Source organism: Mycolicibacterium sp. MU0053 (assembly GCF_963378095.1).
Taxonomy (GTDB): domain Bacteria; phylum Actinomycetota; class Actinomycetes; order Mycobacteriales; family Mycobacteriaceae; genus Mycobacterium; species Mycobacterium burgundiense.
Genome location: NZ_OY726397.1, coordinates 4,744,413 through 4,757,865, shown reverse-complemented (window position 1 = coordinate 4,757,865; position 13,453 = coordinate 4,744,413). Strand labels below are relative to the sequence as shown.

Genomic DNA, 13,453 nt, shown 5'->3' with positions numbered 1-13,453 from the left:
TGATGCCCAGCCAATACACCGTCCCGGGCCTGACCGACAAGAAGGCCGCGCAGATCGCGGAGGTGCTGCAGCGCAAATTGAGCACCTACAACGATCTGCATCTGACGCTGAAGCATGTGCACTGGAATGTGGTGGGCCCGAACTTTATCGGCGTTCACGAGATGATCGACCCGCAGGTCATGCTGGTGCGCGGCTATGCCGACGAGGTGGCCGAGCGCATCGCCACGCTGGGCTTCTCGCCGGAGGGGACCCCCGGTGCCATCTGCCGTGACCGCGACTGGGACGACTACTCGGTGGGCCGCGACACCGTGCAGGCCCATCTGGCCGCCCTCGACCTGGTGTACACCGGAGTGATCGAGGACGTGCGCAAGGGTATTTCGGAGGTCGAGGATCTCGACCCAATCACCGAGGACATCCTGATCTCCCACTCCGCCGAACTCGAGAAGTTCCAGTGGTTCGTCCGCGCGCACCTGGAGAACTCCGGTGGCGAGTTGCCGCACACCGGCAAGCGCACCGAAAAAGGTGCCGCCAGCAAGGCGCGGTCCAGCAAGTAGCTAACGCGCGGCGGATCCGGGCGGCAGCACTCCCGCGCGTTCGGCCGCGGCCGCCTCCCGGTCCAGCCGCTGCGCCTGGTAGATCGACACATTGGTGCGGGAGATCAACAGGTAGGCCAGCCCGACGGCGATGATGGCGGCCGGGATGACGGCGAACGATCCCGTCATCTCGGCCACCATGATCATCACCGCCAGCGGCGCGTGCGCGACGCTGCCGAAACAGGCCATCATCGCGATGACGATGAACACCCCGGGCCCGGCGGGCAGCGCCGGAGCGCCCGCCGCTTCCGCCAGGCGCCACATCGCCGCGCCGACAAAGCATCCGATCACCACACCGGGCCCGAAGATGCCGCCCGATCCGCCCGTGCCGATCGACAGCGAGGTCGCCACGATCTTGGCCACCGGCAGGACCACCACAATCCACAACGGCATCGCCAGCAAGGTGGCCTCGTCGGCGGCCAGCTGCACCCAGCCGTAGCCGCTGGACAGGATCTGCGGAATCGCCAACGCCAGCAGTCCCACCAGCAAACCGCCCAGCGCCGGCTTCAGCACCGCGCCGCCGGGGAGCCGAATTCGGTTCGACAGCTGCACCGTGGCGTAGAACGTGCGGGCATACAGGTAACCTATTGCCGCGCACACGATTCCGAGGAGCAGGAACCACGGCAACTGCATCGGGTCGAAGACATAGTCGGTCACGATCTGACCGAACAGCGGTTCGAATCCCAACACCGAGCCGTAGACGGCGTAGGCCGTGCCCGAGGTGATGAAACCCGGGATCAGCGACCGATAGTCGAAGTCCTGCCGGTAGATGATCGACGCCGCGAGCACCGCGCCGCCCAGCGGCGCCCCGAAGATGGCCCCGATGCCCGAGCCGATGCCCATCGAGACCGCGACGCGGCCATCGGCGTCGGACAGGTTGAGCCAGCGGGTCAGCAGCGAGCCGAATCCCGCGGAGATCTGTGCGGTGGGTCCCTCCCGGCCGCCGGATCCGCCCGAGCCGATGGTCAGCGCACTCGCGACCATCTTCACCAGCACGACGCGGCCGCGGATGGCGCGCGGATCGGTGTGGACGGCCTCGATGGCGTCGTCGGTGCCATGCCCCTGGGCCTCGGGGGCGAACTTCGTGACGATGGCCGCCGAGACCAGCGCGCCCAGCGTGGTCACCACCGGGATGGCCCAGGCTCGGGAGAACCCCGACGAGCCGGGGTTGCCGCCGTCGCCGTAGGCGGTGGGCACGTCGTAGGCGGCGAGGTGGCCCAGCAGAAAGTCGGTGGTGTACTTCAGGGCGAGGTAGAACGTCACGGCGCCGAGACCGGCGATGACGCCGATGGCGACGCCGAGGATCAGCCACTTGCGTAGATAGCCGGCATTGCGCACGACCGCGCCCGGTCCGGCAGCGGTCTCGGGTGGGCCCTCGGCGTGCGCCATGAGCCGGATGCTACTGCCGCGGCACCACCGCGGTCGGTTAACCGCCGGGGCCGTCAGCGGATGCGGTGCTCCACCTCGCCGATGTCGTCCAACGTCAATCGCAGGGTGTCGCCGGAACTCAGCCAGTTCCCGGTCTCCATTCCCGAGCCGCCGGGCAGTGTTCCGAGCCCGAACAATTCGCCGGGCAATAGCTGCTCATCGCGCGAGGCATGCGCGAGCACCTCGCCGACGGTCCATTGCAGGCCCGCGCTGTTGACCCGGCTCACGGTGCGCCCGTTGAGTTCGACCGCGCCGGTCAACGCATCGAGGCGAGGCAGGATCTCGTCGGCGGTCACGACCGTGGTCGACATCGAGGACAGGAAGTGTTTGGACTTCTGCGGTCCCATCCCGCTGGACATCTCGGCGCGTTGCACATCCCGCGCGCTGAAGTCGTTGACCAGCACAAAGCCGCCGACCGCGGCGGCGGCCTCACTCGGTGTGGCGTTGTACAGCGGTGCGGCCAGGACGAATCCGATCTCGAGTTCGAAGTCCAGGGCCGTGGAGTAGTCGGGGCAGGCGACCGGGGTGCCGCTGGGCACGATGGTCATCGCGTTGGACATGTAATAGATCGGCTGCTGGTAGAAGAGCGTCCTGGGCTTGAAGGCGGGAAACGTTCTGTGCGTGAGCTTTTCGTAGGTATTGGTGATCCGCGCCGTCCAAGGATGGAACCGGTTGATCATGCCGCGGGCCGCGGCGGTGTTGTGCTGTTCGGACAGCAGAAAATCCCGGAACGACAGCGGCGTGAACGGCAGCACCGCGTCGGTGTCCTGCAGATGCCGGTCGGCGGTGGCGAGCTCCCACTCGGCGCTGAACGCAGCGGGGCCCAGTGGCGACGGCCCCGCGAGTGCGCGCCACTGCGTACCGTCGAGTTCCTGCAGTTCAAGTCCGGCTGTGGTGCGTACCCTTCGCAGTTTCATCGCATGATTGTCGCGGGGTCGGCGGGGCTGTGCATATACCCCCATGGGGTATATGATGGGGGCTATGACCGAATCCGGCCGGACGACGCATGCCCCGCACCCCGAACACCGCCCCGACGAAGACCCAGGACACGGACACGCCGGGCATGACCATGCCGGGCACGGACACGCCGGGCACGGGGACCATGTGGCGGAGTTCCGCCGGCTGTTCTGGGTGATGTTGGTGCTGGCGATCCCGACGGTCGCGATGTCGGGGATGTTCGCGATGATCGTGGGTTATCAGATACCCGTCTTCCCCGGTTCCCGGTGGGTCGCGCCGGTTCTCGGCACCGTGATGTACCTGTGGGGTGGACGGCCGTTCCTCACCGGGGCCGTCAGTGAAATCCGTTCCCGCGCACCGGGAATGATGCTGCTGATCGGATTGGCGATCACGGTCGCGTTCCTGGCGTCGTGGGGCGCGAGCCTCGGAGTGCTGGATCACCAGCTGGAGTTCTGGTGGGAGCTGGCGCTGCTGATCGTGATCATGCTGCTCGGGCACTGGATCGAGATGCGGTCGCTGGCACAGACCACCTCGGCGCTGGACTCGTTGTCGGCGCTGCTGCCCGATCAGGCCGAACGCATCACCGGCGAGACGCTGGAGACCGTGGCGCCGGTCGAGCTGCGGGTCGGGGACCTGGTGCTGGTGCGCCCCGGCGGCCGAATTCCGGCCGACGGGCGGATCCGCGACGGTGTCGCCGAGCTGGACGAGTCGATCGTCACCGGAGAATCGCGTAGCGTGCGGCGTGGCGTCGGCGACAGCGTGGTCGCCGGCACCACAGCCACCGACTCGGCCCTGCGCGTCGAGGTCACCGCGGTGGGCGACGACACGGCGCTGGCCGGGATTCAACGGCTGGTGACCGAGGCGCAGAATTCGTCCTCCCGCGCGCAGCGACTGGCCGACCGGGCCGCGGGCTGGCTGTTCTGGTTCGCCCTCGGTGCCGCCCTGCTCACCGCCGCGATCTGGGGTGTTCTCGGCCTGCCCGACCAAGCCGTCATCCGCGCCATCACGGTGCTGGTCATCGCCTGCCCGCACGCGCTGGGCCTGGCGATCCCGCTGGTGGTCTCGATCGCGACCGAGCGGGCCGCCCGGGGCGGCGTCCTGGTCAAGGATCGGCTGGCGCTGGAGCGGATGCGCACCGTCGACGCCGTGTTGTTCGACAAGACCGGGACCCTGACCAAGGGGGAGCCGGCGTTGATCGGCGTATCCGGCGGAGATGACGTGCTGGCGCTGGCGGCGGCGGCCGAACTGCCCTCCGAGCATCCCTTGGCCCGGGCCATCGTCGCCGCGGCCCGCGAGCGCGGGCTGACCATCCCGGCGGCGACCGCGTTCACCTCGTCGGCGGCGGTCGGTGTGACGGCCACGGTCGACGGCCGCGAGATCCGGGTCGGCGGGCCGAAGCTGCTCGAGGAGACCGGCATTGCGCCGCCGCCCCACGAAATGCCGGCCCACGCGACGGTGCTGCACGTCCTCGCCGATGGGCAGGTGCTCGGCGTGCTGGCGTTGGCCGACGAGGTGCGGCCAGAGTCGGCACAAGCGATCAATGCGCTGCACCGGCTCGGCAGTGCGGTGGTGATGATCACCGGGGACGCCGAAAGCGTGGCCCGATCGGTCGCCGCCGAACTTGGTATCGACCGGGTGTACGCGCAGGTGCGTCCCGAGGACAAGGCCGCCAAGGTGGTCGAACTGCAGGCCGAGGGCCGGGTGGTGGCCATGGTCGGCGACGGCGTCAACGACGCCCCGGCGCTGGCGCAGGCCGACGTCGGCATCGCGATCGGCGCGGGCACCGACGTCGCGATCGCCTCCGCCGGAGTGATTCTGGCCAGCTCGGATCCGCGTTCGGTGGTCTCGGTGATCGAGCTGTCAAAGGCCAGCTACCGCAAGATGCGGCAGAACCTGTGGTGGGCCGCCGGCTACAACCTGATCTCGGTGCCGCTGGCGGCCGGCGTGCTGGCGCCGGTCGGGTTCGTCATGCCGATGTCGGTGGGAGCGCTGCTGATGTCGCTGTCGACCGTGGTGGTGGCGCTCAACGCCCAGCTGCTGCGCCGCTTGGATCTGCGTCCGGAGGTCGTTGTCCGCTAGCGTGGCAGCAGCGACGGCACAACAGGGGGCCCGGATGTCGAAGTCGGATCGCGTTGCCGAGGGTGGCGCATGGTTATTGGAGAACGGTCACCGGGCGCTGCTGGCGCTGACCGGCGGCAGATTTCCCCGCACGGTGATGGGCATGCTGACCGTCGAACTTCACACGGTGGGGCGCAAATCGGGCAAGCCGTACGCCAATCTGCTGACCAGCCCGCTGCACGACGACGACCGCGTGGTGCTGGTCGCGTCCAAGGGCGGCCACACCGATCACCCGGACTGGTACAAGAATGCGCTGGCCAATCCGGACGTGAGCCTGACTATCGACGGGGCCACCGTGCCGATGCGGGCCCGCGCCGCGACTGCCGAGGAGCGCGCCGAACTGTGGCCGACGGTGGTCAAGACCTACCAGGGCTACGCCGGGTACCAGCGCAACACCGACCGCGAGATCCCGCTGCTGATCTGCGAACCCCGCCCGTCGGCCTAGCGGGGTTCAACCTCGGTGCTTTGTCGTCAGGCGTCGAGGTCCTGCTCGACCAGCCCGGCGATGGTGTTGAGCGCGGCCTCGTCGTCGGAGGCCACGGTCACCGACGCGCCCTTGCCCGCGCCGAGGGTCATGATCATCAGCGCGGATCCGGCGTCGACGGGGTCGCCGCCGTCCATCGACAGGGTCACCGGCACACCGGCTTTCTCGACGGCCTCGGCGATGATGGCGGCCGGACGGGCGTGCAGGCCGACGGCTGATCCGACGATCACGGTCTTGCTGTGCATGCGGGGTGCTCCTTTGGGTTGTGCCGAAATCGACGCTATGGAGATGTCTACTCGAACTATGCGGCCGAAAGGGGAGTTTGGGCCAGGGATCGGGTGGCGCTGAACTGCTTGGCGGTGACGACCGCCAGTGCCGCGACGACGGTCCCGGCGACCAGGGCGACCAGGAACCACAACAGGTTGCCGATCGCGAAGAACACGAAGATGCCGCCGTGGGGCGCGCGCAGCGTCACGTCGAACGCCATGATCAGCGCGCCGGTCACCGCGCCCCCGGCCATCATCGACGGGATCACCCGCAGCGGGTCCGCCGCCGCGAACGGGATGGCCCCCTCCGAGATGAAGGATGCACCCAACAGCCATGCGGCGCGGCCATTTTCGCGTTCGGGCTCGCTGAACAGCCGGGGCCGCACGGCCGTGGCCAGCGCCATCGCCAGCGGCGGCACCATGCCGGCCGCCATCACCGCGGCCATGATGCGCAGCGACGACGGGTCGGCGACGTTGAGTCCGACGGTGGCGAATGCGTAGGCGGCCTTGTTGACCGGGCCGCCGAGGTCGAAGCACATCATCAGCCCGAGGATGACGCCCAGGATGATCACCGAGGTCCCGGTCATCCCGCTCAGCCAGTTGGTCAGGCCCTCCTGGATCGCCGCGAGCGGGCGCCCGAGCAGCAGGAACATCAGCAGTCCGACGATCAGCGACGCGAACAGCGGGATGATGACGACCGGCATCAGGCCGCGGAACCACTGCGGCACGCCGATCCGACTGATCCACAGCGCCGCGAAGCCGGCGATCAGGCCGCCGACGATGCCGCCGATGAAGCCGCCGTCGATGAACACCGCCACCGCACCGGCGGTGAATCCGGGGGCCAGGCCGGGACGGTCGGCGATCGCGAATGCGATGTAGCCGGCCAGCGCCGGGATGAGGAAGCCGAAGGCCAGCCCGCCCAGGGTGTACAGCACCGCGCCCAGGTACTGCATGATGCCGCCCGGCGGCAGGTCGGTCAGGGTGTTCTCCAACGCGATCAGGTTGCCCAGGGGGGCCTCGAAACCCGCGGGCGGGTTGGCGATGTCGTAGCCGGCGAACAGGAATCCCAGCGCGATCAGCAGGCCGCCGGCCGCGACGAACGGGATCATGTAGCTCACACCGGTGAGCAGGATCTGTCGGGTCCGGGTGCCCCAGCCGACATCGGCCGCGCCCTCGATGTCGGCGGCGGCCGCGCCGGTGCCCTCGACCCGCGCGGCGTTGGGGTTGTCGGCCGCGGCGACCGCCTCGGCGATCATGGTGTCCGGCTCGTTGATCGCGCGCTTGACGCCGGAGGCGATGACGGGCTTGCCGGCGAAGCGGCCGCGGTCCTTGACCCCGACATCGGTGGCGAAGATGACGGCGTCGGCCCCCGCGATGACCGCGGCGCCCAGCGGGGTGCTGCCCGAGGAGCCCTGGGTCTCGACGACGAGTTCGACACCGGCCCGCTCGGCCGCCAGCTTGAGCGCGTCGGCGGCCATGTAGGTGTGTGCGATTCCGGTGGGGCAGGCCGTGATTGCGGCAATCGTCTTGGTCGCGGCGGGCGCCGGTGCGGCCTCGGCAGGTGCGGCCTCGGCAGGTGCGGCCGGGGCCGGCGTGGCCGCAGGCGTGGCGGGCGCGGGCGTGACGACGCCGTCGACCAATGCCACCACGTCCTCGGCGGTGGCCGCCGAGCGCAGCGATGCGACGAACTCGGGTCGCACCAGCGCGCGGGCCAGGCTCGAGAGCAGCTTCATGTGTTCGGACCCGCCACCCTCCGGCGCGGCGATCAGGAATACCAGATCGGCCGGGCCGTCCGGGGCGCCGAAGTCCACTGCCGGGCTGAGCCGGGCGAATCCGATGGTGGGGGTCTGGACGTGGGGTGAGCGGCAGTGCGGGATCGCGATTCCGCCGGGTAGTCCGGTGGCGGACTGGGCCTCTCGGGCCATGGTCGCGCCGACCAGGCCGTCGGTGTCGGTGGCGCGACCGGCCGCGGCCAGTGCTCCGGCGAGCCGCGCGATGACGGCCTCCTTGTCCGCCCCCGCGTCGACGTCGAGCAGGACCAGATCGGCGGTGGTGATGGGCGCTGTGGTCATAGGAGACACCTTCGTCGAAACGGCTCGGGGGGGTCGGCGATTGACATGAATCGGCTAGCTCGGGGCGGGGCTGATCGAGATCACCCGCACCGCGTCGAGGTCGATCTGGGCCGGCGACGGCAACGCCGAACCGGGCAGGGCCGCCGCGCCGCTGCCGTAGGCCACCGCCATCTGCAGGCGTCGCGGTTCCTCGGCGCCGGCGATCGCGGCGCGCACGTACCCGGCCAGTGCGGAGTCGCCGGCGCCGACGGTGCTGCGTGGGGTGATCGGCGGCGGCGCTGCCAGCCATGCGCCGGTGCCGTCGACCAGTACCGCGCCGGCCGCGCCGAGGGTGGCCAACACCGCACCGACGCCGCGGTTGACCAGTGCGGTGGCGGCGTCGACGACCGGCCTCGGATCACCCTGGTGGACAGCCTGTTCCAACAGTTCGGGATCGGCGCCGGCGAGGCTGGCCAGTTCCTCGGAGTTGGGCTTGATCAGGTCCGGGGCGGCGCGCTCGAAGCCGGCGGCCAGCGCCAACAGCGGGCCCTCCGAGGTGTCGACCGCGACCTTGCACCTCAGCCCGGCGAGCAGTGCCACCACCTCGGCGTACCAGCCCTCCGGTACTCCCGGCGGCAGCGATCCGGACAGCACCACCCATTGCGCCGCCGCGGCGTGGGTGAGCACGGCTTCGGTCAGCGCCGTGAGCGAGGCCGCGTCGAGTTCGGCGCCCGGTTCATTGAGTTTCGTTGTAGTGCCGTCAGTTTCGGTGATGGCGAGGTTGGTTCGGACGGTGCCGGCGACCGGCACCGCGGCGAACGGGACGCAGGTCGGGGCCAGCACCGTCAGAAAGGGGTCATCGGGGGCGGCGGGCAGCAGCGCGCGGGCTTCGACTCCGGCGAGCGTGAGTGCCCGTGCGACGTTGACGCCCTTGCCGCCGGGCTCGTTGGACACCGATTGCACTCGGTGCACCGCGCCGCGGGTCAGCGGGCCCCCCAGGGTGATGGTGCGGTCGATGCTCGGGTTCGGTGTCACGGTGACGACGGCCGAATCCCCCGCTGTCGCAGTCATGCCACAACCACCTCTACTCCGTGTTCGATCAGCGCCCGGCGGTCGACGTCGCTGATCTCGCTGTCGGTCACCACGGTGTCGACCTTCTCGATCGGCGCGAAGCTGACGAAGTCCTCGCGCCCGACCTTGGATGAATCGGCTACCACCACAACGTAGTTCGCGCTGCACACCATGGCTCTCTTGGCGGCGGCCTCGTCACTGTCCGGGGTGGACAGTCCGTGCTCGACGCTGATGCCGTTGGTGCCGATGAACGCGACGTCGACGCGCAACGTGTCCAACGCGCGCAGCACCGGTTCGCCGACCGCCGCCTGGGTGACCCCGCGCACCCGGCCGCCGAGCAGGTGCAGGCTGACGGCGGGCATCGTGGCCAGGCGCGCGGCGATCGGCACCGAGTTGGTGACGACCACCAGTTCGCGGTCGGCGGGCAGCAGTCCGGCGATCCGGGCGGTGGTGGTGCCGGCGTCGAAAAGCACGCTGGCCCCGGCCACCGGACAGAAGCCCACGGCGGCCAGCGCGATCGCGTCCTTGTGGCTGGCGCGGGTGCTGTCGCGCTCGGAGACGTCCGGTTCGACGACGCGCAGCGCCCGCACCGGAACCGCGCCGCCGTGGACGCGACGCACCAGGCCGGAGCGATCCAGCACGGCCAGGTCGCGCCGCACGGTTTCGGTGGTCACCGCGTAGGTCTCGGCGAGTTCGGCCACCGAGGCCCGCCCGCGCGCCAGCACCAGGGCGGCGATGGCCTGCTGACGCTCTTCCGGATACAAGAGGGGACTCCGAGGTCGGGGCGGGACTAGGGTCGGTTGGGTACGGATCGGGTGGCCGTGAGGGCCACGACCGGCACTCCAATGTTGATACGTGTTGTTTTACGCTTGTTTGTGTTGTCTTGTCAAGGTTTGGATGTAACCTGGTTCACATGACTCCCACAACTGCTGCGACTTCACAGGGTGCGGCGCTCGGTGTCGTGCTCCAGGGCGTACCGGTGGTGCCGGGCGTCGCGTACGCCCCGGCGATCCGGCCCGGACGACCGCCCGCCCCCGAGGACCTGAGTGCACCGACGGAGCTGGTCGAGGCCGACCGGGAAGCCGAGGCCGCCCGGTTCAGCGCCGCGGCGCACGCCGTGGCGACCCGACTGCGGGACCGGGCCGCGCACGCCACCGGCGCGGCCTCGGAGGTGTTGGGGGCCACCGCGCAGTTGGCCACCGACCGGGCCTGGCTCGGCGCCGCCGAGAAACGCATCGGCGCGGGGACGCCCGCGGTGCGGGCGACCACCGAGGCCGTCGAGCAGTTCGTCGAGATGTTCACCAAGATGGGCGGGTTGATGGCCGAGCGGGTCACCGACCTGCGTGACATCCGGGACCGGGTGATCGCCGAGCTCGCCGGCCTGCCCGAGCCGGGCGTGCCGCTGCCCGACGTCCCCTCGGTGCTGTGCGCCGACGACCTCGCCCCGGCCGACACGGCGGGTCTGGACCCGGCCTTGATCATCGGACTCGCGACCTCGCTCGGCGGGCCCACCAGCCACACCGCGATCATCGCGCGGCAGTTGGGCATTCCGTGCGTGGTGGCGGTGACCGGCCTCGACGACGTCGCCGTCGGCTCGAAGATCCTGCTCGACGGCACCCTGGGCACCGTCGCGGTGGATCCCGACGCCACCACGGCCGGCGCCGCGGTCGAACGCGCCCGGCAGGCGGCCGCGGCGATGGCGAACTGGTCGGGCCCCGGTGCGACCGCCGACGGCCATCCGGTGGCGGTGCTGGCCAACGTGCAGGACGGGGCCGCGGCACGGGCCGCGCGCGCGACACCGGCCGAGGGGATCGGTCTGTTCCGCACCGAGCTGTGCTTCCTCAACGCCGAGACCGAGCCGAGCGTCGAGGAGCAGGCGCGCATCTACGGTGAAGTGCTGCAACCGTTTTCCGGGCACAAGGTGGTGATCCGCACCCTCGATGCCGGCTCGGACAAGCCGCTGAAATTCGCCGGCCAGCCCGAGGAGGCCAACCCGGCGCTCGGGGTGCGCGGCATCCGGGTGTCGTTCGGCAACCCGGCGATCCTGGACAACCAGCTCGCCGGAATCGCCGCCGCCGCCGAGCAGACCGACAGTCAGCCGTGGGTGATGGCCCCGATGATCGCCACGCCCGAGGAGGCGCGTGACTTCGCGGCGAAGGTCCGGGCCCACGGCCTCATCCCCGGGGTGATGATCGAGGTTCCCGCCGCGGCGCTGCTGGCCGCACGGATTCTCGAACACGTCGACTTCGTCTCGATCGGGACCAACGATCTGGCGCAGTACACGATGGCCGCCGATCGGATGTCCGCCGAGTTGGCGACGTTGACCGATCCGTGGCAGCCCGGCGTGCTGGCCCTGGTCGCGATGACGGCCGAGGCCGGGACCGCGGCCGGTAAGCCGGTGGGGGTGTGCGGCGAGGCCGCGGCGGACCCGCTGCTGGCGTGTGTGCTGGTCGGGATGGGCATCACGTCGTTGTCGGCGGCCGCCGCGGCGGTCATGGCGGTGGGCGCCAAGCTGTCGACGGTCACCCTGGAGCAGTGTCGGCGGGCCGGTGCGGCCGCGCTCGCGACCGCGAGCGCCGCCGAGGCACGGGCCGCCGCCCTGGCGGCGCTGAGCTGACTCGCTGGAATAATCGGACCGCAGTCCGGTTATATCGGGTAGCTCTGACCTACCTGGAGGTACTCACATGCCCGCAATCACCGCAGACACCTTGAGCCTGTCGCGAGTCCGCCCGGCCGGCGCCGGCGACACCGAGCGGCCGGTGCGGTCCATCACGACCGGTCCGCGTGGAGTCGAGGGCGAGGGGTTTCCCGTCGTCCGCGCCTTCGCCGGCGTCAGTGCCGCCGACCTCGACCCATTCGTGCACATGGACCAGATGGGCGAGATCGAGTACCAGCCCGGCGAACCACGCGGTACCGACTGGCACCCGCACCGGGGCTTCGAGACGGTCACCTACATGATCGACGGCCGGTTCGCGCATCAGGATTCCCACGGCGGCGGCGGCCTGATCGCCGACGGTGCCACCCAGTGGATGACGGCCGGGTCCGGGATTCTGCACATCGAGACCCCGCCCGCCGAACTCGTCGAGAGCGGCGGCGCCTTCCACGGCGTCCAGCTGTGGGTGAACCTGCCCAAGAAGGACAAGTTCGCCGCCCCGCGGTATCAGTCGATCGAGGGCGCGCAGGTGCAGTTGCTGTCGTCCTCGGATGGCGGCGCACTGATCAGGGTGATAGCCGGGGAATTCGGCACCGAGGCCGGCGTCCAGCGTGGGCCGGGCGCGACGCACACCCCGATCACGTTGGCGCACGCCACCATTGCGCCCGGTGCCGAGCTGAACACCGGCTGGAACCGCGACTTCAACGCCTTGGTCTATGTGCTTTCCGGCCGGGGATCGATCGGCCCGGTGCGTCATCGGATCCAGCAGGGCCAGCTCGCGGTGCTCGGGCCGGGCGATCGGATCACCGTGGCGGCCGACGCCGGCCAGGACTCCCACCGGCCCGCGCTGGAGGTGCTGCTGCTGGGCGGCCGACCCATCCGTGAGCCGGTCTTCCACTACGGGCCGTTCGTGATGAACTCGAAGTCGGAGGTTATCCAGGCGCTCGAGGACTTTCAGGCGGGGCGGTTCGGCAGCATCCCCCCGGACGCGTTGATGCCGCACCGGGTGGGCTGAGGCCCGGGCGCGGGTAGCGCTGTGGTTCGCCGGCGCTCGTCGCCAACGGTGACGGCCGTCGGCGGCTGCCCGCTGCGGGGGGCTTGACTGTGGTGCCCGTCACAGTAATATGACCAGTGGTCATCGAGTGCTGGGAGGTCCGATGCCAACGGTTACATGGGCACGCGTCGATCCGGCGCGGCGCGCGGCGATAATCGAAGCCGCGGAGGCCGAATTCGGCGCGCACGGGTTTTCCCGCGGCAGCCTGAACGTCATCGCCCGGCGCGCCGGGGTCGCCAAAGGCAGTCTGTTCCAATACTTTGCGGACAAGCGCGACCTGTACGCGTTCATCGCGGACATCGGCAGTCAACGCGTCCGGACCTACATGGAAGCGCGCATCCGCGAACTCGGTCCGGACCGGCCGTTCTTCGAATTCCTCACCGACCTGCTCGACGACTGGGTGGCCTATTTCGCCGACCATCCGCGCGAGCGATCGCTGCATGCCGCAGCCAGCCTGGAGGTCGACGCCGATGCCCGCGTCAGCGTGCGCAGTGTCTTGCACCGCCACTACCTCGAGGTGTTGCGGCCGCTGGTGCACGACGCCCAGGCGCGGCACGACCTACGCCCCGACGCCGACACCGGTGCGCTGCTGTCGTTGCTGTTGATGATCTTCCCGCACCTGGCGCTGGCGCCGTACGTGCGCGGCATCGATCCGGTCCTCGGACTCGACGACCCCACCCCCGAGCAGCCGGCACTGGCCGTGCGCCGGCTCGTCGCGGTGCTGGCGGCCGCATTCTCCCCGATCGCAGATCCAGCAGCCCAACGGACCTGAGGAGGT

Annotated in this window: 12 protein-coding genes; 6 read left to right on the top strand and 6 right to left on the bottom strand. The window is 70.1% G+C overall.

All coding sequences use genetic code 11. The annotated features are described in order from the left end of the window. Positions 1–2: 2 nt before the first annotated feature. Positions 3–554, top strand: a complete 552-nt coding sequence (locus RCP80_RS22575; protein WP_308479802.1) for a Dps family protein — start codon at positions 3–5, stop codon at positions 552–554. Here the strand turns inward: RCP80_RS22575 and RCP80_RS22570 are convergent, their stop codons facing one another. After that, positions 555–1,982 (bottom strand): chloride channel protein, encoded by a 1,428-nt coding sequence (locus RCP80_RS22570; protein ID WP_308479801.1) that lies wholly within the window; start codon positions 1,980–1,982, stop codon positions 555–557. 53 nt (positions 1,983–2,035) lie between these two features. Next, positions 2,036–2,938: a fumarylacetoacetate hydrolase family protein gene (locus RCP80_RS22565; protein ID WP_308479800.1), complete on the bottom strand. Its 903-nt coding sequence runs from the start codon at positions 2,936–2,938 to the stop codon at positions 2,036–2,038. 55 nt (positions 2,939–2,993) lie between these two features. Between RCP80_RS22565 and RCP80_RS22560 the strand changes: the two genes are divergently transcribed. Together RCP80_RS22560 and RCP80_RS22555 are read left to right on the top strand one after the other, a co-directional pair. Continuing rightward, on the top strand, positions 2,994–5,057 hold the full coding sequence (locus RCP80_RS22560) for a copper-translocating P-type ATPase (RefSeq protein WP_373693395.1): 2,064 nt from the start codon (positions 2,994–2,996) through the stop codon (positions 5,055–5,057). Between the two features lie 34 nt (positions 5,058–5,091). Further along, entirely contained in the window at positions 5,092–5,541 is a 450-nt protein-coding gene (locus RCP80_RS22555) for a nitroreductase/quinone reductase family protein (protein WP_308479798.1), read from the top strand. Positions 5,542–5,567: 26 nt separating this feature from the next. Here the strand turns inward: RCP80_RS22555 and RCP80_RS22550 are convergent, their stop codons facing one another. Genes RCP80_RS22550 through RCP80_RS22535 form a run of 4 tightly spaced genes read right to left on the bottom strand, consistent with a single transcriptional unit; the run spans position 5,568 to position 9,732 of the window. Continuing rightward, complete coding sequence (locus RCP80_RS22550) at positions 5,568–5,825, bottom strand: HPr family phosphocarrier protein (protein ID WP_308479797.1); 258 nt, start codon at positions 5,823–5,825, stop codon at positions 5,568–5,570. A gap of 56 nt (positions 5,826–5,881) precedes the next feature. Then, positions 5,882–7,918: a PTS fructose transporter subunit IIABC gene (locus tag RCP80_RS22545; RefSeq protein ID WP_308479796.1), complete on the bottom strand. Its 2,037-nt coding sequence runs from the start codon at positions 7,916–7,918 to the stop codon at positions 5,882–5,884. A gap of 54 nt (positions 7,919–7,972) precedes the next feature. Further along, entirely contained in the window at positions 7,973–8,968 is a 996-nt protein-coding gene (locus RCP80_RS22540) for a 1-phosphofructokinase family hexose kinase (RefSeq protein WP_308479795.1), read from the bottom strand. Next, positions 8,965–9,732 (bottom strand): DeoR/GlpR family DNA-binding transcription regulator, encoded by a 768-nt coding sequence (locus tag RCP80_RS22535; protein ID WP_308479794.1) that lies wholly within the window; start codon positions 9,730–9,732, stop codon positions 8,965–8,967. The genes RCP80_RS22540 and RCP80_RS22535 overlap by 4 nt, the downstream gene beginning before the upstream one ends. 149 nt (positions 9,733–9,881) lie before the next feature. Here RCP80_RS22535 and RCP80_RS22530 point away from each other — a divergent pair, with 149 nt between their 5' ends. From RCP80_RS22530 to RCP80_RS22520, 3 genes are all read left to right on the top strand, one after another. Continuing rightward, complete coding sequence (locus RCP80_RS22530; RefSeq protein WP_308479793.1) at positions 9,882–11,585, top strand: phosphoenolpyruvate--protein phosphotransferase; 1,704 nt, start codon at positions 9,882–9,884, stop codon at positions 11,583–11,585. Between the two features lie 67 nt (positions 11,586–11,652). Then, positions 11,653–12,636 (top strand): pirin family protein, encoded by a 984-nt coding sequence (locus RCP80_RS22525; RefSeq protein ID WP_308479792.1) that lies wholly within the window; start codon positions 11,653–11,655, stop codon positions 12,634–12,636. A 142-nt stretch (positions 12,637–12,778) separates the two neighbouring features. After that, on the top strand, positions 12,779–13,447 hold the full coding sequence (locus RCP80_RS22520) for a TetR/AcrR family transcriptional regulator (protein WP_308479791.1): 669 nt from the start codon (positions 12,779–12,781) through the stop codon (positions 13,445–13,447). The last annotated feature ends 6 nt before the right edge of the window (positions 13,448–13,453 follow it).

Excerpts from the sequence above, each read along its gene's own strand:
- RCP80_RS22575 (WP_308479802.1), top strand. The coding sequence starts at position 3 with ATGCCCAGCCAATACACCGTCCCGGGCCTGACCGACAAGAAGGCCGCG.
- RCP80_RS22570 (WP_308479801.1), bottom strand. The coding sequence starts at position 1,982 with ATGGCGCACGCCGAGGGCCCACCCGAGACCGCTGCCGGACCGGGCGCG.
- RCP80_RS22565 (WP_308479800.1), bottom strand. The coding sequence starts at position 2,938 with ATGAAACTGCGAAGGGTACGCACCACAGCCGGACTTGAACTGCAGGAA.
- RCP80_RS22560 (WP_373693395.1), top strand. The coding sequence starts at position 2,994 with ATGGGGGCTATGACCGAATCCGGCCGGACGACGCATGCCCCGCACCCC.
- RCP80_RS22555 (WP_308479798.1), top strand. The coding sequence starts at position 5,092 with ATGTCGAAGTCGGATCGCGTTGCCGAGGGTGGCGCATGGTTATTGGAG.
- RCP80_RS22550 (WP_308479797.1), bottom strand. The coding sequence starts at position 5,825 with ATGCACAGCAAGACCGTGATCGTCGGATCAGCCGTCGGCCTGCACGCC.
- RCP80_RS22545 (WP_308479796.1), bottom strand. The coding sequence starts at position 7,918 with ATGACCACAGCGCCCATCACCACCGCCGATCTGGTCCTGCTCGACGTC.
- RCP80_RS22540 (WP_308479795.1), bottom strand. The coding sequence starts at position 8,968 with ATGACTGCGACAGCGGGGGATTCGGCCGTCGTCACCGTGACACCGAAC.
- RCP80_RS22530 (WP_308479793.1), top strand. The coding sequence starts at position 9,882 with ATGACTCCCACAACTGCTGCGACTTCACAGGGTGCGGCGCTCGGTGTC.
- RCP80_RS22525 (WP_308479792.1), top strand. The coding sequence starts at position 11,653 with ATGCCCGCAATCACCGCAGACACCTTGAGCCTGTCGCGAGTCCGCCCG.
- RCP80_RS22520 (WP_308479791.1), top strand. The coding sequence starts at position 12,779 with ATGCCAACGGTTACATGGGCACGCGTCGATCCGGCGCGGCGCGCGGCG.